At 60.6% G+C, this 22,055-nt stretch carries 26 protein-coding genes and 1 tRNA gene; 8 read left to right on the top strand and 19 right to left on the bottom strand.

Annotation, left to right across the window (positions count from 1 at the left end):
* The first annotated feature begins 24 nt into the window (after positions 1-24).
* Together ACSQ3S_RS28485 and ACSQ3S_RS28480 are read left to right on the top strand one after the other, a co-directional pair.
* Positions 25-1,026, top strand: coding sequence for a class 1 fructose-bisphosphatase (locus ACSQ3S_RS28485; RefSeq protein ID WP_353405128.1), 1,002 nt, complete (start codon positions 25-27; stop codon positions 1,024-1,026).
* Positions 1,027-1,132: 106 nt separating this feature from the next.
* Positions 1,133-1,208: transfer RNA gene (locus tag ACSQ3S_RS28480), tRNA-Thr, on the top strand.
* Between the two features lie 286 nt (positions 1,209-1,494).
* Here ACSQ3S_RS28480 and ACSQ3S_RS28475 read toward each other — a convergent pair.
* From ACSQ3S_RS28475 to ACSQ3S_RS28425, 11 genes are all read right to left on the bottom strand, one after another.
* Complete coding sequence (locus ACSQ3S_RS28475) at positions 1,495-2,109, bottom strand: YopT-type cysteine protease domain-containing protein (RefSeq protein WP_436144478.1); 615 nt, start codon at positions 2,107-2,109, stop codon at positions 1,495-1,497.
* A 209-nt stretch (positions 2,110-2,318) separates the two neighbouring features.
* Positions 2,319-2,600: a hypothetical protein gene (locus ACSQ3S_RS28470; RefSeq protein WP_436144477.1), complete on the bottom strand. Its 282-nt coding sequence runs from the start codon at positions 2,598-2,600 to the stop codon at positions 2,319-2,321.
* A gap of 131 nt (positions 2,601-2,731) precedes the next feature.
* Positions 2,732-3,529, bottom strand: coding sequence for a DUF4239 domain-containing protein (locus ACSQ3S_RS28465; protein WP_436144476.1), 798 nt, complete (start codon positions 3,527-3,529; stop codon positions 2,732-2,734).
* Positions 3,523-4,551 (bottom strand): hypothetical protein, encoded by a 1,029-nt coding sequence (locus ACSQ3S_RS28460; protein WP_436144475.1) that lies wholly within the window; start codon positions 4,549-4,551, stop codon positions 3,523-3,525. Before ACSQ3S_RS28460 ends, ACSQ3S_RS28465 begins: the two co-directional genes overlap by 7 nt.
* An 80-nt stretch (positions 4,552-4,631) precedes the next feature.
* Positions 4,632-5,144 carry a helix-turn-helix domain-containing protein gene (locus ACSQ3S_RS28455; protein ID WP_436144474.1) on the bottom strand — a complete coding sequence of 171 codons (513 nt, stop codon included), beginning with the start codon at positions 5,142-5,144 and terminating at the stop codon, positions 4,632-4,634.
* Positions 5,145-5,290: 146 nt separating this feature from the next.
* On the bottom strand, positions 5,291-5,941 hold the full coding sequence (locus tag ACSQ3S_RS28450; RefSeq protein WP_436144473.1) for a glycoside hydrolase family 19 protein: 651 nt from the start codon (positions 5,939-5,941) through the stop codon (positions 5,291-5,293).
* Positions 5,942-6,005: 64 nt separating this feature from the next.
* A complete protein-coding gene (locus ACSQ3S_RS28445) occupies positions 6,006-6,599 on the bottom strand; it encodes a DUF2589 domain-containing protein (protein WP_436144472.1) in 594 nt (197 codons plus the stop codon).
* A gap of 167 nt (positions 6,600-6,766) precedes the next feature.
* Positions 6,767-7,300: a hypothetical protein gene (locus tag ACSQ3S_RS28440; RefSeq protein ID WP_436144471.1), complete on the bottom strand. Its 534-nt coding sequence runs from the start codon at positions 7,298-7,300 to the stop codon at positions 6,767-6,769.
* 8 nt (positions 7,301-7,308) lie between these two features.
* Positions 7,309-7,575, bottom strand: coding sequence for a hypothetical protein (locus tag ACSQ3S_RS28435; RefSeq protein ID WP_436144470.1), 267 nt, complete (start codon positions 7,573-7,575; stop codon positions 7,309-7,311).
* 22 nt (positions 7,576-7,597) lie between these two features.
* Positions 7,598-8,116, bottom strand: a complete 519-nt coding sequence (locus tag ACSQ3S_RS28430; protein ID WP_436144469.1) for a DUF2589 domain-containing protein — start codon at positions 8,114-8,116, stop codon at positions 7,598-7,600.
* Positions 8,117-8,241: 125 nt separating this feature from the next.
* Entirely contained in the window at positions 8,242-8,688 is a 447-nt protein-coding gene (locus tag ACSQ3S_RS28425; protein ID WP_436144468.1) for a hypothetical protein, read from the bottom strand.
* A gap of 314 nt (positions 8,689-9,002) precedes the next feature.
* Here ACSQ3S_RS28425 and ACSQ3S_RS28420 point away from each other — a divergent pair, with 314 nt between their 5' ends.
* The 3 genes from ACSQ3S_RS28420 to ACSQ3S_RS28410 all read left to right on the top strand — a co-directional run bounded on the left by ACSQ3S_RS28420 (position 9,003) and on the right by ACSQ3S_RS28410 (position 11,431).
* Positions 9,003-10,514, top strand: a complete 1,512-nt coding sequence (locus ACSQ3S_RS28420) for a carboxylesterase/lipase family protein (RefSeq protein WP_436144467.1) — start codon at positions 9,003-9,005, stop codon at positions 10,512-10,514.
* Between the two features lie 111 nt (positions 10,515-10,625).
* Positions 10,626-11,024 (top strand): VOC family protein, encoded by a 399-nt coding sequence (locus tag ACSQ3S_RS28415; RefSeq protein WP_353403412.1) that lies wholly within the window; start codon positions 10,626-10,628, stop codon positions 11,022-11,024.
* Positions 11,025-11,131: 107 nt separating this feature from the next.
* Positions 11,132-11,431: a hypothetical protein gene (locus tag ACSQ3S_RS28410; RefSeq protein ID WP_436144466.1), complete on the top strand. Its 300-nt coding sequence runs from the start codon at positions 11,132-11,134 to the stop codon at positions 11,429-11,431.
* Here ACSQ3S_RS28410 and ACSQ3S_RS28405 read toward each other — a convergent pair.
* The gene (locus ACSQ3S_RS28405; protein ID WP_436144465.1) at positions 11,428-12,345 is read right to left on the bottom strand and encodes a cupin domain-containing protein; all 918 of its coding nucleotides are present in this window, start codon (positions 12,343-12,345) and stop codon (positions 11,428-11,430) included. The genes ACSQ3S_RS28410 and ACSQ3S_RS28405 overlap by 4 nt on opposite strands.
* 100 nt (positions 12,346-12,445) lie before the next feature.
* Between ACSQ3S_RS28405 and ACSQ3S_RS28400 the strand changes: the two genes are divergently transcribed.
* On the top strand, positions 12,446-13,189 hold the full coding sequence (locus ACSQ3S_RS28400; protein ID WP_436144464.1) for an SDR family oxidoreductase: 744 nt from the start codon (positions 12,446-12,448) through the stop codon (positions 13,187-13,189).
* 3 nt (positions 13,190-13,192) lie between these two features.
* Here the strand turns inward: ACSQ3S_RS28400 and ACSQ3S_RS28395 are convergent, their stop codons facing one another.
* From ACSQ3S_RS28395 to ACSQ3S_RS28375, 5 genes are read right to left on the bottom strand one after another with little or no spacing between them, the layout of a single operon-like run.
* The gene (locus ACSQ3S_RS28395) at positions 13,193-13,369 is read right to left on the bottom strand and encodes an XRE family transcriptional regulator (RefSeq protein ID WP_436144463.1); all 177 of its coding nucleotides are present in this window, start codon (positions 13,367-13,369) and stop codon (positions 13,193-13,195) included.
* A gap of 56 nt (positions 13,370-13,425) precedes the next feature.
* The gene (locus ACSQ3S_RS28390; RefSeq protein ID WP_436144462.1) at positions 13,426-14,358 is read right to left on the bottom strand and encodes a hypothetical protein; all 933 of its coding nucleotides are present in this window, start codon (positions 14,356-14,358) and stop codon (positions 13,426-13,428) included.
* A 21-nt stretch (positions 14,359-14,379) separates the two neighbouring features.
* Positions 14,380-15,363 carry a hypothetical protein gene (locus ACSQ3S_RS28385; RefSeq protein WP_436144461.1) on the bottom strand — a complete coding sequence of 328 codons (984 nt, stop codon included), beginning with the start codon at positions 15,361-15,363 and terminating at the stop codon, positions 14,380-14,382.
* Complete coding sequence (locus ACSQ3S_RS28380; RefSeq protein ID WP_413448091.1) at positions 15,360-15,890, bottom strand: (2Fe-2S)-binding protein; 531 nt, start codon at positions 15,888-15,890, stop codon at positions 15,360-15,362. Before ACSQ3S_RS28380 ends, ACSQ3S_RS28385 begins: the two co-directional genes overlap by 4 nt.
* Positions 15,887-18,526: a xanthine dehydrogenase family protein molybdopterin-binding subunit gene (locus tag ACSQ3S_RS28375; RefSeq protein ID WP_436144460.1), complete on the bottom strand. Its 2,640-nt coding sequence runs from the start codon at positions 18,524-18,526 to the stop codon at positions 15,887-15,889. The genes ACSQ3S_RS28380 and ACSQ3S_RS28375 overlap by 4 nt, the downstream gene beginning before the upstream one ends.
* Before the next feature lie 168 nt (positions 18,527-18,694).
* Between ACSQ3S_RS28375 and ACSQ3S_RS28370 the strand changes: the two genes are divergently transcribed.
* Positions 18,695-19,789, top strand: a complete 1,095-nt coding sequence (locus ACSQ3S_RS28370) for a LacI family DNA-binding transcriptional regulator (protein ID WP_436144459.1) — start codon at positions 18,695-18,697, stop codon at positions 19,787-19,789.
* A gap of 132 nt (positions 19,790-19,921) precedes the next feature.
* Positions 19,922-21,265, top strand: coding sequence for a glucarate dehydratase (gene gudD, locus ACSQ3S_RS28365; RefSeq protein ID WP_436144458.1), 1,344 nt, complete (start codon positions 19,922-19,924; stop codon positions 21,263-21,265).
* Positions 21,266-21,270: 5 nt separating this feature from the next.
* On the opposite strand, the gene ACSQ3S_RS28360 is transcribed toward gudD, so the two are convergent.
* On the bottom strand, positions 21,271-21,522 hold the full coding sequence (locus ACSQ3S_RS28360) for a hypothetical protein (protein ID WP_176652694.1): 252 nt from the start codon (positions 21,520-21,522) through the stop codon (positions 21,271-21,273).
* Between the two features lie 59 nt (positions 21,523-21,581).
* A complete protein-coding gene (locus tag ACSQ3S_RS28355) occupies positions 21,582-22,037 on the bottom strand; it encodes an Ohr family peroxiredoxin (protein WP_176652695.1) in 456 nt (151 codons plus the stop codon).
* Positions 22,038-22,055: the final 18 nt, after the last annotated feature.

The following is a 22,055-nucleotide window of genomic DNA, read 5'->3' as shown; positions in this document are numbered from 1 at the left end:
AATTTTTATACTTCAAGGGAAGCCATGAAACGCATCAGCCTCACACAATACCTGGTCGAGGAACAGCGCCAGAACAACTCGATCCCGGCCGAACTGCGCCTGCTGATCGAAGTAGTCGCGCGCGCCTGCAAAACCATCAGCCACTCGGTAGGCAAGGGCGCATTGGGCGAAGTGCTCGGGACCGCCGACACCGAAAACATCCAGGGCGAAGTGCAGAAAAAGCTCGACATTATCTCCAACGAGATCCTGCTCGAGGCGAACGAATGGGGCGGCCACCTGGCGGCGATGGCATCGGAAGAAATGGAATCGATCCATCCGATCCCGAACCGCTATCCAAAAGGCGAATACATGCTGCTGTTCGACCCGCTGGACGGCTCCTCCAACATCGACGTCAACGTCTCCATCGGCACCATCTTCTCGGTGCTGAAGGCGCCGGACGGCATGGGCCAGCCGACCGAGGCCGACTTCATGCAGGCCGGCACCAAGCAGGTGGCCGCAGGCTACGCCGTGTACGGCCCGCAGACCATGCTGGTGCTCACCACCGGCAATGGCGTCAACTGCTTCACGCTGGACCGCGAAATGGGCTCGTGGGTGCTCACGCAGCGCAATATGCAGATCCCGGCCAAGACCAAGGAATTCGCGATCAACATGTCGAACCAGCGCCACTGGCACCCGCCGGTGCAGCGCTACATCAGCGAACTGCTGGCCGGCGACACCGGCCCGCGCGGCACCAACTTCAACATGCGCTGGATCGCCTCGATGGTGGCCGACGTGCACCGCATCCTGAACCGCGGCGGCATCTTCATGTACCCGGCCGACACGCGCGACACGTCGATGCCGGGCAAGCTGCGTTTGATGTATGAGGCGAACCCGATGGCCTTCATCGTCGAACAGGCGGGCGGCGCGGCCACCGACGGCCAGCAGCGCATCATGGACATCCAGCCGCACAAGCTGCACCAGCGCGTGCCGGTGTTCCTGGGATCGCGCGACGAAGTGGCGGTGGTGACGGGCTACCACGCAGGCTGAGAAGCCTGAAAACCGCACAAAGCAATGACATTTTTGCAGCATGGCCAAAATTTATCGGTTTGGGACTAGCGTGCAGCAAGAAATATTTGTTAGAATGTGCGACTTCGCCGCTTTAGCTCAGTTGGTAGAGCAGTTCATTCGTAATGAAAAGGTCGCCAGTTCGATTCCGGCAAGCGGCACCAGAACTCAGCAGTAAAAAGTATTAAGAAGTCCCAAAACCCGCTTCCTCCCTAGGAGAAGCGGGTTTTTTGTTGTCATTGAAAATCCGAGGGGTTAACATAAAATCAAGGACGTATACTGACACTTTTGACGGTATCTCGTTGCTGAGCTCGATTTCGTACCTAAAGGACTACGCCAATATGAGGGAGCTAGTAGGACAGGTGCAGTACGCGCCAGCAAGGGGGGGGCGGCGCGCTGATCTTTAGAGCGGGGACGAACGACAGTGCCGGCCCCGCTCCGCTCTTTGCATCAGAAAATAGGCGCTAGGTTAAAGTCGCCGCTGGTCTGGAAGGTTTCCACTTTCGAGAGCCCATTGTTGAATTCATGATGGAATCCCGTGAGGTAGTTCTCCATGAACTGGTTGGTGAAGCTGCGGTTGAACACAATCTGGCCATAGTTGGGATCGAACATCGAGACGTTCTTGTCCGATGCAACCAGGGCCACCAAATGGCTGGAACCGTTGCTCAGAACCAGATGAAGCGCCAGCGACGTATTGATGCTGCCAATTGCATCGCTCACTGCCTTGGAGGTGTTCTTGGTTTCGAACTTAAGCGCGGTGGTCTTCAGCCAATTCACCTTTTGCGAAGCGATGCCGACACCTTTTTGCGCAAACACTTCCTTCCATCCCGTTTCATAGAAAGCGTTCTGGGCATTGATGGCCGCCAGCTTGTCTTTAAAGGTCGGAGGGAACGTTGTTTTCCCCTGGTTCAGAGACTTCAGCCAATACAGGCAATAGCCGGCACAGGCGCCCGCTCTGGTTTTGGGTGTGACGCCAATCAAGCCATCCGCCGTTTGGTCCCAGGGGATGAAGCTGGACACATAGCTCTTGCCGAATTCTTTGGATATTTCCTGAAAAAGATTCATGACATTTTCCTTTGCGATATGAGTGAGTGCCAATAGGGGCACAACTTCATTGTCACAGTCAGGCAACTGTCATTGATGACCAAATCTGACAGCCAATCAACCTAGGTCCGTGTGACTGCCCCGCCCAGTGCCACCTGCTGGACGATGTGCGAAATTCAGCATCTGTAACGCGCTTCTTAATGACTTTGGAAGCGCGTTATCCTGGGCGATTAACCTATCGACCATTGTGACGAGCCAGGCAGCCCGTGGGACTCGTCGCCTAGCAAGATGGTGCTTCCCTCGGCCCCTTCCGTCATATGGAGCCGCCCGTCATCGCCGTAATACGCCACAGTCAATGTCTTTCCATGACCGTATGCCGGGTCGCCACCCATAGACTCGTTGTTGATGGCGATGGTGCGGTTCGAATCCTGCGCCATGAGCTGAATGCGCGCGGTGACATCGTTGTGTCGGTCGGGTAGGCCGTAACGTGCCGATTGTATTTTGATGCTCATAATTCTTACCTTTCTATCGTCGCGAATTGGAAAGCCCGGTACCGCCGCGACATTGCGGGAACCGGAGGTAGTGCAGGGCCAACATCAAATATCTCAGTTGCAGTGCCGGGCTTTCCGGGGAGGCATCTGCACTACAGCGCAGGCCAGACATGGCTTTGAGTCAGATTCTCTATAGCCTCTTGTAGCGCAGAAGAAGTCACGCTGAAGTCACCCGCAAACGGATGATCCACGGCGACGATGAAGAAGAAGGCTAAACCCAAGGTGCAGGCCCAGCAGCCTATGAGGAAGATATCAAAGGGCCTCGGCGGTAGCACGTACAGCAATACAAACGACATGGCGCTGACAATGAGAATGACCGCCCACAATGTCAGGGGCATGCAGACAACCAGTCCCTGCAGGCGTTGCTGGCGAAATTTGACCATTTCATTCATCCGGGCCATGACTTCAGACAGCAGGATGGTTTGCCGTGGCGTCGTGGGACTGAGGAGACTGACCGACTCAAAAACCTTGTTGAAGCAGATTTCTGTGCCCGGATCGGCACGCTGCTGTCGCTGCATGCTCGGCCATTCGGCTTCAACGACGCGCACCAAGTAAGTTCGTAAATCGAGGTCGGCCGCGTCGGCATCTCGGCTGCCAAAGACCGATAAATCTCGCGCCAGCTCGCTGGCGCTGATGGCTTCGGAGGCGACCGTGCGATCGGCGTCGTTGTAGTTTCCCCATACGCTGATCGCCGCAAAGGCAACCAGCAGGGAATTAATGGTGGTGATGATGGAGACCATCATCAGTGCCAGGGCGCGCTGTTCCGCATCGACCTCCAGCCAGTGAAAATACTTGACGATGGCATAGCCGAAGAAGACGCTGAACACGGTCATGCCAACAATGATGAGGGCCATATAAATGCCGGGTATATGGTATAAAAAGTTCAGCATGATTTACTCCCCGGAGTGGCCGTAGTGGATGACGGAGCTGCCGCGGTGTAAATCGGTGGCAGCATCGACAAGGTCAATTCGGCCAGCCGCTGGCGTAGCAATTCAGGACCGGAGTCGGTGTGGCACGTCTGCTGCAGTGCGAGTAGTTGTGCGGCCAGCTCATTCTTTGAATTGGCGCGGTCGGCAAGCATCTGGGCCTTGTACGTGTCCAGTGAAGACCGGTACTGGGCCGACGGATCACCACGGACCAAGGCGTCGAGTGTTTCGATCAGGCGATGCAGGATGTGATGGACCGCCGTCGAGGAAAAGCCGCCCAGGATGGCAAGCGCGGGCTTCCCGAAATTGCCCAGGGAATTGCCCTCGAATAATTGGGCCGGCAACATCTCGGACAGGATCAGGCCGGCGATCACGCCCAGGATCAGGCGGGCATAGTAGGAGGCGTCATATTTCGGATCGTAGCTGGAGTTCGCGATATAACGGTGGGCCTGAAACAGCGCCGCAAAAGAGGCTCCCAGGCCGGCGCAAAATAACAGGAACAACAGGTTCAACAGTAGGACATCGCCGGCTGACTCCAGCAGGCCGAGCGTAATGTTCTTGCTCGAAACCTCGCTGGATAATCCGGTCAACATCACGGCCATCAAAAAGACCATGGCGGTGACGGTCAGCATGCGGATCAGCGGCACCGGGCCCAGCCAGGCAAGGCGCTGACCCGCAAGGCGCTGCGGGTCCAGCAGCATGATCCCCTGTGGCGTGGCCGGCGCCACAGCGGTAGTCAGCTTGCCGTGGATTTCGGCCAGTGCGAAGATCGCGGCCGGATCTGCCGCCTCATCCTCGTTCGGGGATGCTGTGGTTGCAGCGAGCAAGGCCGCCAGCCTCGCAACGAGCTCCGGCGCAATCGCCAATCCCTGATGCAAAATGTGGCTGGCCATAGCTTGGCATTCCAGCTGGATCTGGCAGATCAAGTCTTGCGTATGCAGCCGATTCGGCGCGTCTTCGCTGAGCTGGAAAGTGTCAGTGTTCATACGATCGACCTTCAGTTAAATTACCGCGATTGAGAGAGTTCATTCGGATGCTGACGGCCCAAAAAAAGATGGCGGCCTGCCTAGCGATCGATGACCAATACGTCGTTGAAAGAAAATCCGCGCACCCTCACCGTGTGCAAAGGCAGCATTTTCTGCGCCTCGTGTTCAACTTTCTTGCGCAAGCGGGTAACCAACGTGTCCAGCCGATTCTGGTCGTAGTTGAGATAGTTCTCGCCGAACTCCTGGACAATGCGTTTGCGCGAAACCGGCTCGCCAACCTCATGCAGCGCGAACAGCTTAATGAAGGTAAATTCCAGGCTGGTGAGGGCGACGCTAACGCCGTTCGGTGCCTGCAATGACTGGCGGCGCATGCTCAGGCACCACCCCGTCTCCACTGGTCGCTCCAGGTCAGCCAACAATCGTTGAAGTTTTTGCAGCTCCGCCGGCGCTTGCACCGCGCCATCGTCGTCCAGCAAATACTGGGAACAACTCGCCGCGCTACTGACTTCCGTAACGTGGTATCCGGCGTTGCTGAATAATTTCGTTAGCTCTTGATCAACTAAGTTGACTCTAAATAGTACTAAATTAATCATATGTTTCCAGACCCTAGATTGACGATTTGTTACAATCTTAGGATCATGGATCGTTTACAATCTGACAGTATCTGACAATCAACACTATCATTTTGGCATCTACTAAAAATCACTATTTAGTGCCATGCTGAACGCGTTACTGACCGTCAGGAGCCGGCCAATATTTTCTGCAGGCGCCGCCACAAATCGATGCGTGCCTGCAGGCCGTGATCGCCTCCGTTGATTATTTTGGTGATGCGGCTAAAGTCGGCGACAGCATCGCCGCCCGGCCGGGCATCAGCTAATTCATTCAATCCACGCGACTTCCAAAACCAGGCGGCCGACCGGGATGCTGCTGTGGGCTGCAAGAGCAAATCGGGTCTGGCGAGCAAGTCCTGCTGGAGTGCGAGGCCGCAGCGGGTATAGTTTTCGCGCCCGGTCAGCTGGATCAGGCCGCGTCCACGGAAGCTATAGCCGTCGCCGCTGCGTTCGTCGCCATTGCCCATGCGGTTGGCATAGACCAGGTTGGCCAGGCGTTCGGGATTGTTGGCAAACGGCGCCGCCGCTTGGGCGCTCTCAAAGCGCTTCGGCCAGACCATGCACAGGCGGGCGGCCGTATAGTTAAGGTTCTCGGTGAGCTGGTTGAACGACGCCGATTCATGGATGACTTGCGCCAGGAAGGCGGCCACGCGCGCGTCGGTATTGATCTCCCATTCATCCATCGCCTGGCGCACGGGCTCGATCCACGACGCGGCCAGATCTTGACGGTTTTTGTGTTCCAACATCGCGGCCAATTGGTCTTTGGTAAGGTGTGACATGCTTGCTCCTCAAGTGGCGAAAAAAAGGCCATGCCGGCGCTAGCTCCGGCATGGCCGCGGGGACTTAGGTTTTGTCCTGGATCGCGGTTTGCAGAATGTCGATCACGCGCGACAGGCCTTCCGGCATGCCGGCGTCTTCAGCGAGCACTTGCACGTGGTACTTGGCCGAATTATCCGAGGTGCGCGTGTTTTCCTTGTGCGAAGCCACCGAGCCTTCCATGTGGACCGAAGCGCTGAAGGGGCCCCAGCCCACCTTCATGTCCGCGCTGAACGAGGCGGAGGAGCTCGAGCCCTCCTTGGCCACGAAGGACGACTTCACTTCCATGTCGAAGGTGATATCGACTTTGGTAATCGCCAGGCTGGGCACCTTGACGATCGCCAGCAACGGCACGTCCAGCGTGACGTCTTCGTCCACCTGCTTGCTCGGATCGGCCGGATCCTGCTTTTTGCGCTTGAACTGGAACGTGGCGGTGCGCGTCACCGTCGGCTTATCGCCGGCCGTCGCCGGCGCCTCGAAGCCGATATATTTGATGAAGTCGGCAGTGGCGTTGGCCAAGCGCACTTGGGCATCGCAAGCGGCGGTCAGCGGGGCTCCGATCAGGTCGGCCATCGGCAGACCGCGGAATTGTGAGGCGATATTGACAAGTTCAGTCATCATGTACTCCTTCAGTTAAGTGACCCCTAAGGGTCGGGAAATTGCCGCGCTTGCACCATGCAGGCGTGGCGAGGCATCGCTGGGTGGCAGCGAATTCTGTTTGATGCGGAATGAGGAAAGCTGGGTGGGGACTTGGCATCCCCGGAATACAGCTTAAGAGCCGTACAGCGCTACTTCGTGACGTTTCCTGTCACTCGCCGCAACCAGCGCAGCAGACCTGCAAGCCAATGGCTGCTGCGCCGCTTCGCCGACGGTTCCAGGCGCAGCTCAGCCAGTTGTGCTTGCTGTTGCGGGCTGAGTTTTAAGCGCAGCGCGGCGCCGGATCGTGTTGCCATGGGAGTCAGTCCGGTGGCGGGATGGAATCGCAGCGTGCAGACGCCATCGGCAACGGCGAGATGGACTTCCAGCGTTATATGCGCACCCTGCCACCACGCCGGCGGGCGCGTGCTCAACATGGCTGACCTGGCAGCGGTCTTGCGTCTGACATAGAAGGCGAGCATCAACTCGGCCGATTCCAGCTTCAGCCGCTGTCGTGAGTAAAACTGCTGCCAGGGAGTGGGCCCGCCGCCGCGATCGCTCCAGTCCGGCCCGCCTGCCATTGAGTCGCCAGGCAGGGGGATGTCGGCCAGCAGACGATTGGCGCGGGCGAACGAGGCCTGTAGGGCGGCGCACAGCGCGTCCAGTGAAATGTCGGTCGAGGTCACGATGGCGCTCAATCGAAGAACATGGGCTTGCGGTTGAAACCGATGTTGTAGACCGCGTACTGCAGCACCACCTGGTGTTCGCCAATGGTGTAGAGGCCGAAGTTCTTTTCGATGCTGACGATATGACCGCGCGGCGTGCCTTGCAGGCAGCGGTTGACCAAGGCCATGGCTTCTTCCACTTCGGCCTCGGTACGCATATTTGTCGGATTGTCGTTGCCCACCACGACACGTTTGATGAAGCGGACCTCGCTGAGGCTGAATCGTTCGGTGCTCACGGCTGTCTCCTGGCGCGGCGCATCACAAGGCCGCCACGGGCGTGTAGCCCTGGCCTTTGACGACATCGTTGATCAGTCGTGCCAGTCCTTCCGATTTCTCGGCGGCGACCAGTTTGAGTTTGATGTGCGCAGCATTGCCGCTCTTCTTGGCCAGACCGCCCGTTTCGGGATTGACCATCAGGCTGGGCCTGCCGGCCTGCGTATCGAAGCCGTCCGGTTGCAGAGCGTCAGGATGGCTGGTGGCAGGCTCTGCTTCGGACAGGGCGCCGAGTTCGACGTCCATCTCGATTTCCGCTTCACCGATGATCAGCGCGCTGTGCGGCACCAGCGAAATCAGCGGCAGCCGGTACAGATAAAATTCGTTGTCGGCGGCGGTGCTGTGGATGGCCGGCAGTTCCAGGTCGATGACCATCGGTCGACGTTCGCGATCGAAGAAGGAGCTGATGTTCGCCACCTGCGCCTTTTCCACCAAATTCTGCGCATCCATTATCGAGCCGGCAATCGCCCGTACCACGTTTTCGAGATTCGCCATCATAGCCATGTAGCCCTCCGAGTTTAGTTTGAGGACTCAGCTTACGCGGCGTTTTTTTATGCCACCTGACCGTTTCTGACGAAGTAAAAAGTACGAGGAACGAGGCCATCGCCACGGCCCCGTATTCAAGCGCTCTATTTGCAGCTTCCTTTGGCGGTGATATCGATTTTCACCCCACGGCGCAGACTTTCACCGAGGGTCGTGGTCAGTGCGCGATGATAGTCATGCAGCCACTTCTGGGGCACGTTAGACGGACCATGAACGGAAGCATACAGCGCTGGCTTCTTGTTGGACTCGACTTCCCGGCCAATGGTCCAGGTATCTTTGCCTTCGCGCGCAAAGACGATCCCATCCTGGCTATGCGGAAGAAGGCGAGCCGCCACGATATCGTTAGGCGCTAACTTTTCAATAAGTTCCCTGCCATTCGCATCCTCGACAGGTGTCGGCTTAACGTACTCTTCGATTAGCCCAGCTTCTTTGGGGTAAAACTTGCACGTATCATCACTGGCGATAGCCAGGTTTGCCGTCAGCGTCACCAACAGGCCCAGTAAGATTTTTTGTTTCAGTAGCTTTTTCATCATGAGATCGCTCCGCATTAGTGTGAAAGGAAAAGAACGGGATACCCAGCAAACAGGCCCAACGACTATACGGCTCCGTCGGGCTCCTAACTGGGGTCCGGTCATAAACCGTCAGGAACAGTCATGTCCAGTGCGGTTCCGTACTAATTTGGGTAGCGGGTCACTAACATCCTAGGACCGAAAGAAGGTAATAAACCCTTCCGAATTTGATCGGCATGATAGTTTGAGTTGTGGTGATCAGAATGCTGTTAGCATTTCCCTCGTTTGGATGAGTTGGTTCAAGCACCGCCCAGACCAAGCTGCCAAAACCAGGAGAAATGATGACGATGAATTTTCGTGCGTGCACCTTGCTCGCATTGTGCCTTGTAGCGCTTTCGGCCAGTCTCGGACATGCCGCCGAGCTAAGCCCGGTGAAAGTTACCGGCGGCGAAGTCGTCGGCTCGCGAGTGGGCTCGCTGACGACCTATCTCGGCATTCCCTTCGCCGCGCCCCCTGTCGGCAATCTGCGGTGGCGGGCGCCGCAACCCGTTGTGCCTTGGGCCGGCGTCAAGGAGGCGCGCAGCTTCTCTACTGCTTGTGCCCAGACCGCCGTGTGGATCACGATGCCCAAAAGCGAAGACTGCCTCTATCTCAACATCTGGGCGCCTGAAAAAGCCAGGAAACTTCCCGTCATTGTCTGGATTTATGGGGGCGGCTATTACGGCGGCACGGCCGCGCAGCCAAGGTACGACGGCGCCAATCTGGCGAAGCGCGGCGCGATCATCGTCACGATCAACTATCGTCTTGGAATATGGGGTTTCTTTGCGCACCCGGAACTGACGGCGGAGTCGCCGGACCATGTCTCCGGCAACCAGGGCATCCTGGACCAGATCGCTGCCTTGCGCTGGGTGAAAAGCAATATCGCAGCCTTTGGCGGCGATGCCGACCGCGTGACGATCATGGGCGAGTCCGCCGGCGCCGGATCTGTTGCGATCCTGATCGCTTCGCCTCTGGCGAAAGGGTTGTTCCAGCGTGCCATCGCCGAGAGTGGCAGCGATATCTTCAACAGTCAGTACGACCGGAAGAGCGCCGAGGCAAAAGCGGAGGTGTTCACCAAGACCGTGGGCGCGCACAATCTGGCGGAGTTGCGCGGCATGAGTGTCGAGGCCCTGCACAAGTCTGCATGGTCGCCGCGCGCGATTATCGATGGTTATGTATTGCGCGAAGACTTGCCCACGGCATACCGCAATCACCGTCAAAATGACGTTCCCTTGCTGGCGGGATGGAACGCGGAGGAGGGCAACGACCTGGCACCGGAAATCCTGGGCACCGGCGATTTCAAGGTAGCCAACCATCGCGAACTGATGGGGCAGATGCTGGGCTATGCGCCTTCCGATGCATTGCTGGCGGCCTATCCCGCTTCCACCAATGCCGAGGCCCAAGCCTCAATGCTTCAATTCACCAGCGACTGGTGGGGCTGGCGCACGTGGTATTGGTCGGGACTTCAGGCGAAATACGGGCGATCCAAGCCGTATGTCTATTTCTTTGCTCACCGGCCGGTGCAGCCGCTGACGCCTTGCGGTTATGGCTGTGGCGCAGGCCATGGCGCCGAGCTGCCGTACGTGTTCGACAATATCGATCAGGACCAGCGCCCGTGGAGCAAGGCGGACCGGCAATTGTCGACCAGACTTGCCGATACCTGGGTTAATTTCGCCCGCACGGGAAATCCGAACGGAAAAGGCTTGCCGGCTTGGCCGGTATTCGATGGATCGAATGCGTCTATCTTCCGCATCGGCGACCAGGACCGGCTGCCGGATTTCCCGTTATTTCAGCGGGCCGGCAAGGATTAGTCATCCGCGCGAGCGGAAAATATTTTTCGCAAGCGTGTCGATTTTGTATGCCGCCACCCGTCGTAGGGATGAAGTACCGATTGCCCATTCCACTCTAACCAAGGAAACGCCATGAACAAACAGATCATCCTCAACCTGCCTGTGAAAAACCTGGACAAATCCAAGGCCTTCTTTTCCGCTCTCGGCTTTACCTTCGATCCCCGATTTAGCGGAGAGAAAGCGGCGTTCATGAACATCGTCGACGACACCATCCGGGCCATGCTGACGAGCGAACCCTTCTTCCAGTCCCTGATCGACAAGCCCGTCGTGAATGCAAAGGAAGCCAATGAAGTCGTCATTTGCCTGACTTGCGAAAGCCGGGACGAGGTGGACAGCCTGATCGCCAAGGCCCTTGCCGCTGGTGGCCGCATACCGCATCCGCCCGAGGACCATGGCTTTATGTATGACCAGGGCTTCGAAGATATCGATGGCCACCTGTGGAATCTGGTCTGGTCGGCGCCAGAAGCCTGATTATTCCTCGGGGCACGCGCCTAGCGGATTACAGAGGAAAATCTGGCCGCAAGATCCCTGGCGGTACGCTGATAAAATACAGAATCAAGCCGACACCGCGAGAGACCATGAACGACTACATCATCCTCATGCTTGACGATACCGCCCACCCTGATGCCGCCAGCAGCACGCTGTGGGAAGCCTATATCACCGGCCTGCGGCAAAGCGGCCAGTTCGACGGGGGCAGTTCCATCGGCCAGGGCGCGCTGTACCGCAAAGGCGCCCCCACCGATTCCGCTAGCCTGGACGTCACCGGTTTCCTGCGCGTGCGTGCGACGAGCATCGACGATGCCGCGCGCTTCCTGGTCGGCAATCCGCACTACGAAGCCGGCGGTGGTGTGGAGATCCGCGAGCTGCCGCAGGATTAATTCGGCGGCTGCGCCGCCAGTTGCTCTCGCACGTAGCGCGCTGGCGGCAGTCCGACATGGCGGGTGAAGGCGACGCTGAACGCGCTGGCCGAACCGTAACCGACGCGTTCGGCAACCTCGGCGATGCCAGCCTCTTGCCGCCGCAGCAGGTTCTTCGCCAATGCCATGCGCCAGGCGAGTAGGTACTCCATCGGCGCGACGCCCAATGCGCGGCTGAAGCGCTCGAAGAACGTCGAGCGCGAGAGGGCGGCCTCTTTCGCCAACTGCGCGACCGTCCAGGGCTTGGTCATGTTTTCGTGGATGCGCCGTAGCGCGACAGCGAGGCGTTCGTCGGCAAGGCCGCGCAGCAAGCCCGGCGATGCGGCAGTTCCCGCCGCGGAGCGCAGCGCTTCGATCAACAGCACCTCCAGCAGCCGCGCCAGGATCACCTCGCGCGCGGGCCGGGCCGACCGCGATTCTTCTCCCACCAGCTGCACGATCGTGGCCAGCCGCTTCTCGCCGCGTACGTGCACCAGTTGCGGCAGCAGCGAAACCAGCAAGGCCGCATCGGGCGAGCCGAAGGTGCAGTGGCCTACCAGCAGCTGCGTGTCGGCCGGTATGTCCTGAGGGCCGTGCCTGAACTCGCCATTCGGCAGCAGGACAGGCGGGCTATCCAGATACTCCAATGCCGGCGGCTCCAGGCTGGTCATCGTGAATGCGTATGCCGACGGAACCAGGACAAAGTCGCCTTGCTGCAGCTGGATCGGCTCGTGACCATTGACTTCAAGCCGGGACGAGCCTTCAAGGATCACGCAGTAGAACGGCTGCCCGGACTCCGTGCGCCGCACCCGCCACGAACCTGCGGCGCTAACGACTTTCGAGAACCGGGCCTGCGGTTGCAGCAGCGTGACAACCTCGGCGAGCGGATCGATCATATCTGGACTATTGCTAATTAAAAGTGGACTCCTGATTGTAGCAAGTCCGGAGACTGCGCACTATAGTTTGGCTACTGCAAACCACCCAACAGGAGTCGCCATGAAAACCGTCCTCATCACCGGATGCTCATCCGGTTTCGGCCTTGAAACCGCCCAATACTTTCTTGATCGCGAATGGAGGGTCGTCGCCACCATGCGCACGCCGAGCGAGGACGTGCTGCCGCGTTCCGAGCATCTGCGCGTGATCGCGCTCGATGTCACCGATGCCGACAGCATCCGCCGTGCGGTGGAGGAGGCCGGGCCGATCGACGTGCTGGTCAACAACGCGGGCATAGGCGCGCTGGGCGCGTTGGAGGGCATCTCGATGGCAACCGCGCGTGAGGTCTTCGAGACGAACACCCTCGGCACGATCGCGATGACGCAGGCGGTGCTGCCGCAGTTCCGGCTGCGGCGGGCGGGTGTCGTCGTGAACGTGACTTCGAGCGTGACGCTGATGCCGCTGCCTCTGTTGTCCGTGTACACGGCCAGCAAGGCGGCGGTCAATGCGTTCACCGAGTCGCTTGCGCTGGAACTGCAGCAATTTAACGTGCGGGTGAACCTGGTGCTGCCGGGACGTTCGCCGACGACCAAGTTCGGCGAGAACGCACGGTCACGCATGGAGGGCGCGATCCCCGAGGCCTATGCCGGCCTGGCGCAGAGCGTGTTCGAGGCGTGGGGGCAATCGACTGCGGTCACTTACGCGGCGGATGTGGCGGAAGCGGTATGGCGTGCGGCGAACGATCCGTCATGCCCGCTGCGCCAGGCGGCTGGTGCCGATGCTGTTGCGTTGTCGCAGCCGAGGTGATCTTCAGGCGACGACTACCTGTGTTTGCCCCAACGCGTGTCGGCCATCCTTTTTCACGACGATGTCCACATCGCAGCCGAGCCGGTTCAGACACTCGATCATTCTTGCCCGGCTAATACCTCGGAACTTGCCGCGAAGTAGATCGGATGGAATCCCGCCAGCGACTGATTGATCGCGCACATGAGCGGGGCCGACATTCGCGGCCGAGCGGCCGCCATCCTTCGCGGTTGACTACTTTACTTGCTCACTTGTGCGCAAATGGCCATGTGGTCGGTCACGGCGGCGACGCTGCCGCCGATCGGCGTGAACTGGGACAGGTATACGGCCTTCACCTCCTTGACCGTCTTGGTGTTGTAGACCGCGACATCGTACTTGGCCGTTCCTTTTGCGTTGGTCCCGCCGGACGTTCTGCCGAACGAGTCGGCCATCTGAATTTCCTTGCCTCCATACGCATCCGTGAATTGAATGCCTATCGCATTGGTCAACGCTGTCGGCGTGAAGCCTGCGCTCTTCTGGTTGGTATCACCCATCAACAGGTCGATCAGGCCGCCGCCTTTGGCGTTGGAGACAATCCCTTGGATCTCGTGGTAATACTCTTGTACTTTGGTCGCGTTACCCGCGAAGTCATTCGGCACGTGAACGAAGAGAGCGATAACGTCGATGCAGCGCACTGCGACCCAGCTCGTACCTTGCGCGATGATGCCGACACCAGAATGATTGCTGTGTACCGAAAAGCATTGGCAGGTCTTGCTGCTCGAGGTCGCCCCGACCAGCGTGCCGGCGTGCTCCGACAGCTTGTTCCAACCCGAGTTGCTGCTGTCGAGTTCGCCGATGACCATCAGGTCGCAGTTGACGCCAAACTCGCGGAACTGCGCCTGCTGCATTTGCCGCATTTTTTCATAGGTCATCCTCTGAAACTCCGCGTCGTCGATCTGGCCTTTGGTGGTGTAGTCGGACGAGGTAGAGGTGGACATCAACTGTGCCGGGCCTTGCAGCGCAATGTGCGGTGCCAGCGTGTGCGAGGTGGGATACACCAGCGCCCAGTTTTCACTTCCCTGTTGCATGGAATGCTTTTGCGCCATGCGTGTGTAGTACTGGATATTGCTGGCCGAAATATCATGGCTACTGCTGCTGTTGGAGTTCAATGACTGATAAACGATAACTGGCATGCGTATCCTTGGATGGCGGAGTTATTTCTTCGACGCCGGCGTAATAATCGGCGTGATCGTGCAGATCGGATTCTTCGGATCGTCGCAGCAGGTCATGATTTTCTGCAGCGATTCCAGGTTCGCCTTGGTCCAGAACGCCTTGGTCTGATCGTTATTGACCGGCATCCAGTGGCTGAGCGGATAACTCATCGCCATCGCGTCGCCGCCTTTCGGGCTGATCTTGCCGGTGGCCATGGGGATATACACCGCGCAGCTGGCCTGGTCGCCGATGCGGTGGCAGCCGACGCAGGTGTTATCGCGCGTGCTGATGCTGTTCGAATGCCACGACGCGAAATCCTTGCCGATGTTGCTGTAGCGGCCCAGCGGATCGGTCGGCACCTTGTGCCACACCTGGCCCAGCCACGGGCTGTACATGAACGGATCGGCGTCGTGGCAGCTGGCGCAGTTCTTCTGCGCGGTGCGGCCGGGCGTCCACCAGAAGTCCTTGGCGGAGACGCGCTTGGGCGGGGCCACCTTCTCGTTCGGCGGCGGCACGCGCGAGGCGTCGAAGCCGCCGCGCTGGCCCGGCTTGTCTTCCGCATGGAACCAGCAGGTTTTGCCGCTGTTGGCGTTGTGCGCGATGATGTCGACCTCGTCGAACATCACGCTCTTCGGATCGCGCAATTGCTCGCGCCGGCAGAAGGCCGAGATCTGCACCTTGTCGCGGGAAAAATTCAGGATGCGCGAATACGGCGTGCACTGGCCGAACGAGTCCGGCTTGTACGGCAGCAGGGCGGGGCGGTCGCAGGTCATGCCGGACGTGTATTCGGACGGCGTCTTGCCGTCGACGGTGATCGGCACGATGGTGCCGTCGAGGCAGTCGAATGCGGGAATCTGTCCGATCATCTCGGCGCATTCCTGGCCATATTCCTGCAGGCTTTGGGTGGCGATCTTGGGCGTAGCCGCGTGCGCGCCGCCGGCGGCCGCGGCCAGGCACAGGGCGGACAGCAATGACGTGATTTTCATTTCTCCTCCTCGCGCGCGGCTTTGGTATAAGGCAGCGCCACCTGGCGTATCGCCTCCATGTAGCGCACATAGCCGGTGCAGCGGCAAAGGTTGCCGCCGACCCAGGTGTTGATGACCTCGTCGAGATGCTCGGCATAGACCGGCGCGTCCTTCAGGTGCGACAGCATGGCCGTCGCCGCCATCAGGAATCCCGGTGCGCAGTAGCCGCATTGGAAGGAGAAGTTCTCCAGGAAGGCGAGCTGCAACGGCGCCAGTGCTTCCTGCGTGCCCAGGCTTTCCACCGTATAGATCCGCATGTCCTGCACTGCGCTGACCGGCGTGGAGCAGGAGAGCGTCTTCTCCATCAGCGCGCCTTTCTCGTTGCGCGTGGCGACGGTGCAGGCGCGGCAGACGCCGATGCCGCAGCAGAACTTGGTGCCGGTGAGGTTCTGGCGCTCGTGCAGGAAATCGATCAGGGCCATGTCGCTGTCGGCCGCATCGGCCTGCACCGGTTTGTCATTGATATGGAAGTGGATGGGCTGTCTCATTTCAATGACTCCAGGACGTTGTGCGCCGTCACCGGCAGCATGGTGTAGCGCTGGCCTCCGGTGGCCATGGCCAGCGCATTCAGGATGGACGGCGCGATCGGACACATGACCGCTTCGGCGATGCCGCGCGCCGTGGTTTCGCCGGGTGCCGGCGGCAGTATCACCAATTCCTGTTTCGGGATGTCGGTGGAGCGCGCGATGGCGTATTTGTTCAGGTTCCAGGTGCCGTTGCCAGGCCCGGACTCGTTGTTGGGGCAATGCTCAAGCAGCACGTTGCCGATGGCCATGGCGATTGCGCCCTGGGATTGTCCGGACACCATTTGCGGGCAATGCAGCACGCCCGCGCACAGTACCGACACCACCGATTCGATCGCGATCTGGCCGCTCTCCGGGTTGATGGTGGCGGCAACCAGCGAGCCGCAGGGCGCGTATGTGGTGCGGCCGAATTTGCTGTTGATCACCGGCGGATTGTTCAACTGGCTGCGGGTCAGGGGCTGCAGCGTGTCGACCGTGGCGCCCATCGCGATATAGTCGAGCGGAACCGTGGCGGCGCCGCTGGTGAACGCATATTGGGCGGTGGCGAACGCACCGACGTAGCTGGCGTGCACCACCGCCACCATCGGCAATTTCATCCGCATCGCCTGCTTGATCAGCGCCGACCATGGCAGCGACGGCAGGTCGCCCGCATGCAGCCGGTTGTCCTTCCAGCTCAGCGCGGAGGCGGGCGGTTCCGCTTTCCACAAGGCCCGCGCGGCCGGCAGCAGGCTTTGCAAGATCAGCGCCAGTCCAGCCTGCTCGACCACGTGGTATTGATAGAAGGCGCCCAGGCAGGCGCTGGACGAGCCGGAACTCTTCAGCACGTAATTGGGCGGCGTCGGCGTGGCGGGTTTGGTCGTCAGGTTCAGGGCGTCGAACAACTGGGTTTCGCCCATGTTGATGCTGTTGGCGTTGCGCCCCAAATAGGCGGCCGGCGCGAGGCCGAGCGCGGTGGCCGCGCCGTTGCCCATGTCGACATACGGCGTGTAGACCGTGATTGTGCCGGTCGGCTCGATCTGCACCGCGCCGAACATGCCGTCTCCGGAAGTGCCGTAGGCTTCGTTGGACATCGCGAAGCCCACGCCGTACAACAAGCCCTCGCGCTTCTTGGCCTGCTGCGTGGCCGCGCGGTTTTGCCACAGCGGATGCTGCTCCAGGCGCTTCAGCATGTCGTCCAGTTGCAGGTCCTGTAGTATCGGCGCGCCTGTCACGGTGGCGCCGCGGTTTTTTGCCAGCAGGTTTTTCCGGCGCAGCGCAAACGGATCGATCTTCAGTGCCTGCGCCGCTTCGTCGAGCAGGGTTTCAATGGCGATGAAGGCTTGCGGTCCGCCGAAGCCGCGCTGCGAACCGCCCAGCAATTGCGGCGTCTGCATCGCGCTGGCGGTGGCGACGGCGCGCGGGATGTTGTAGCAGCTCATGGAACTCAGCGCGGCCAGCTGCGCGACATAAGGGCTGAGATTTTTCTGGTCGCCGCCGTTCAGCGTGAAATTGCAATCGATCGCCTGGATCATGCCGCTGCTGTCCACGGCGAGCGTTTCGCGGAAGTGGGTCTCGCAGCGCTTCAGGCCGATCTGGAATTGTTCGAAGCGGTTCTGCGCCCAGCGCAAGGGCTTGGCCGAAAACGGCGCCGCCATCGACAGGTACATCGAGAAGTACGACTGGTCGCGCCCGCCGAATCCGCCGCCGGGGTAGCACGACACCAGGTCGATATCCTTCACCGGGTAGGCGCTGTTTTCGAAGATACCTGCGGCGTCATACGCGTCGCCGGTCGGCGATTGCGTGCCCAGCACTAGGTTCAGCTGCTGCGGCCCCGGGTCGTACCACGCCAGTCCGGACTCCGGTTCCATGAACATCGGGTCGATGGTCTGCGTGTAGAAGGTGCGCGCAAAAGTCGGCCAGGTCTGGCTGTCGATGCTGGCCTTGATCTGCTTGGCCACCTCGGCCTGGCGCGTCTGGTAGTCGGCGCTGTACACGTAGTTGAAATTCTGCGTGTCGTCGCGCACGTAGCTGGTGGCGGGAGAGTAGACGGTGCGCTTGGTGCTTTCCTTGGCGCCGTAGGAGATAACGTCGGGATTGAATTGCAGGATCTTTACGGCGTGGCGATAGATGTCGAAACTGGCGAAGATTAGCATCACCACCGGCTGCCCGAAGAAGTCCGCCGGCTTGCCGATCGTCGCCAGGAACGGGCTGTTCATGTTGCTGGCCAGGTTCATCTTCTTGGCGACCAGCGCTGCCGCGTCGATGACGGCCACCGGCTGCAGTTCCTTCGGCAGCATGCTCAGGTCGTAGCTGTCGATAACCTGGTCGTAGCGGTCGCAGCGCACGGCGTACAGGAAGTACTCGCCGTCCTGGGGCCAATCCTTGAAGTCGCGGGCCTTGAAGTCGCGCGCGTAGATTTTCTGCCCCAGCACCTTTTGCATGCCGTCGATGCGCCAGCGCGCCTTGCCCGGTTCGGGCGCCCATTCCGGCACCTCCGTCATCCTTGGCCTTGAGGCGTTCATGGCCAGCGCGGTCAGGCTGGTCACGGACAGGCTGACCGTGGCGCCGCTGGCCAGCACTTTCAAAAAGGTACGACGCGTGACTTCCGAAGAAATATCCATATTCATCCACCGGTAAAAAGCCGTTCGTGGACCGATTATAGATAAGTTGACAATTGGAAAACTCTCCAATTGTTGCGCTGTGGCAGCAATGGCGATGGCCGAATTGATGGCCGTTACCGCCAGTGAAACGTTTTATAATTGGTCTCAATTGCCCAACTACGCTAGTCAATGAAAAAAAATGTTTCCACTATCCGCGACGCGGCCGCCGCGACGAGCGTATCGACGGCAACGGAGCCGGCCCGTCCGGGCCGCCGCAACAAGACCGGCGGATTGACGCTGCGCGACGTGGCCCTGGTGGCCGGGGTGGCGCCGATCACCGCATCGCGCGCGCTCAACACGCCCGACGCCGTGTCGGCCAAGGTGCTGAAAAAAGTGCGCGCCGCCGTCGCCAAGACCGGTTATGTGCCCAACCTGCTGGCCGGCGCCCTGGCGTCGAAGAAAAGCCGGTTGGTGGCGGCGGTGGTGCCTAACCTGTCTGGTCCGGTGTTCCTGGAAACCATACAGTCGCTGACGCGCACGCTGGAGGAGTCGGGCTACCAGCTGATGCTGGGCCAGAGCGGCTATGAAAACTCGCGCGAGGACGCGCTGCTCGACGCCATCATCGGCCGCCGTCCGGACGGCATCGTGCTGACCGGCGCCCTGCATACTGAAGAGGCGCGGCGCAAGCTGAAGGCCAGCGGCATCCCGGTGGTGGAAACCTGGGACCTGACGCCGACCCCGATCGACATGCTGGTCGGCTTCTCGCACGAGCAAATCGGCATCGCCGTAGCGCGCTACCTGCATGCCGCCGGCCGCCGGCGGGTTGCCACCATCAGCGGCGACGACGACCGCAGCCTGCGCCGCGCGGGCGCGTTCCGCAAGGCCGCCGCCGAACTGGGCATGGGGCAGGCCGACGGCGAGGTGCCGTGCTGCTCCGTGCCGGCGCCGACCACGCTGGGCGGCGGGCGCAGCGGCCTGTGCGAACTGCTGGGCCGCGGCCTGGAGATCGACGCCTTGTTCTGCAGCTCCGACATGATGGCGATCGGCGTGATGATCGAAGCGGCCGCGCGCGGCATCGCCATCCCGTCGCAGCTGGCGCTGATCAGCTTTGGCGACCTGGGTTTCGCCCGCGACCTGCAGCCGGCGCTGACCACGGTGCGCGTCGACGGCACCGCCATCGGCCGCACGGCCGCGCAATTCATCATGGACCGGGCCGCCGGCCGCGTCGTGGCCGAGCCGTGCTGCGACATCGGCTTCACCATCATCGAACGCGACAGCGTGTGATGCAATTTGAGCAATTCCACGCAATTATCGGTTGACACACTAAAACGGTACCGCTACCATTAAATTTGGTAGCGGTACCGTTTTGCGTGAAAAATTGGGCGCGTCGCTATCTTTACCTTGAAGAACATCAACATGAATCAATCAATTCAGGCGGGCACTCCCACCGTCGTCAAGCTGCAGGTGATCCCGGTCGCCGGCCATGACAGCATGCTGCTCAACCTCAGCGGCGCCCATGGCCCTTACTTCACCCGCAACATCGTGATCCTGACCGACAGCGCCGGCAACACCGGCGCCGGCGAAGTGCCGGGCGGCGAGCGCATACGGCAAACCATCGCCGACGCCGCCGAGCTGGTGGTCGGCCAGCCCATCGGCCATTACCAGCGCATCCTCAACCGCATGCGCACCGCGTTCGCCGGGCGCGACGCGGGCGGCCGCGGCCAGCAAACCTTCGACCTGCGGGTGGCGGTGCACGCCGTCACGGCGGTGGAGTCTGCGCTGCTCGATTTGCTGGGCAAGTTCCTCGGCGTGCCGGTCGCAGCGCTGCTGGGCAACGGCCAGCAGCGCGACCAGGTCGAGGCGCTGGGCTACCTGTTCTTCGTCGGCGATCGCAAGGCCACCGACCTGCCTTACCTGGATGGCGCCGGCGAGCAGGGCGACTGGCTGCGCCTGCGTCACGAAACGGCGATGACGCCGGACGCCATCGTGCGCCTGGCCGAGGCGGCCTACGCCCGCTATGGCTTCAACGACTTCAAGCTCAAGGGCGGCGTGCTGCGCGGCGAGGAGGAAATGGAAGCGGTGACGGCGCTGGCCGAGCGCTTCCCGAACGCCCGCATCACGCTCGATCCGAACGGCGGCTGGCTGCTGAAGGACGCGATCCGGCTGTGCCGCGACCACGGCCACGTGCTGGCCTACGCGGAAGATCCGTGTGGCGCGGAGGACGGCTACTCGGGCCGCGAGGTGATGGCCGAGTTCCGCCGCAGCACGGGCCTGCGCACGGCGACCAATATGGTGGCCACCGACTGGCGCGAGATGGGCCACGCGATCCAGCTGCAATCGGTCGACATTCCGCTGGCCGATCCGCATTTCTGGACCATGCAGGGCTCGGTGCGCGTGGCGCAGATGTGCCAGGAGTGGGGCCTGACCTGGGGTTCGCATTCGAACAACCACTTCGATATTTCGCTGGCGATGTTCACCCAGGTCGCGGCAGCCGCGCCGGGCGACATCACCGCCATCGATACCCACTGGATCTGGCAGGATGGCCAGCAGCTGACCAAACAGCCGCTGCGCATCGTCGGCGGGCTGATCGACGTGCCGGCCGCGCCTGGCCTCGGCGTCGAGCTGGACATGGAGCGGATCGAGGCGGCGCACCAGCTGTACCGCGGCATGGGCCTGGGCGCGCGCGACGACGCGGTCGCCATGCAGTTCCTGATCCCCGGCTGGAAGTTCAACAACAAAAAGCCCTGCCTGGTGCGCTAGCCCCGTCAGTAATCGGCCAGCTTGGCGCCGTCGACTTCGATGAGCTGGTCGAGACGCAAGGTTTCGCCGGTGCTCATGGCCAGGTAGTCGGCGCCGGCTTTCGCGTACACGTCGGTAATGACCGCGTTGCGCAACTGCTCGGCGCCGTCCGCGTCGCGGAAGGCGATCCGCGCCGGCTTGCGCCGGGTCGCGTGCACTTCCAGCAGGTCGTGAAACTCGCAGTTGATCGGCTGGTAGCTGGATGGCGTGGCGGTCATGTGAAACTCCGATTATATGTGCACGCTATTATATCGCATGCGCTTTTAATGATCAAAAATTAAGCGACGACAGCTGTCAACACCACGTCGATATTGCCCCGGGTGGCTTTCGAATACGGGCAGATCTGGTCGGCGGCGTGGGCGATCGCGGTGGCGACTTCCTGGTCCAGGCCGGGCGCGTTGAGGTTGATGCGCGCCTGCAGGAAGTATTCATTGCCGGCCACGCCCAGGTCGACTTCGATGTCCACCGAGGTGTCGGCCGGCAGTTCCACTTTCTTTTCCTTGGCCACGATGCCGACGGCTGCGCTGTAGCAGGCCGACCAGGCGCCGGCAAACAGTTGCTCGGCGGTCGGATGCGGCTGGATGTCGGCAAACACGTGTTCGCGCACCGCGCTGTTGCCCGGCGCCGTCAGGTGAATGTTGAGGTTGCCATTGTGGCTGCGCGAAAGACCGCCGGCGTCGCTCGAGGTGGTGTGGGTTTTGCCTGTGGTCAGGACTTTTTGAATTTTGCTCATGATGTTTTCCTTTGATTG

Origin of the sequence: Duganella sp. LjRoot269 (assembly GCF_964254095.1) — a bacterium.
Lineage (GTDB): Bacteria > Pseudomonadota > Gammaproteobacteria > Burkholderiales > Burkholderiaceae_D > Rugamonas > Rugamonas hordei.
This window is presented reverse-complemented; position numbering and strand designations above follow the sequence as displayed.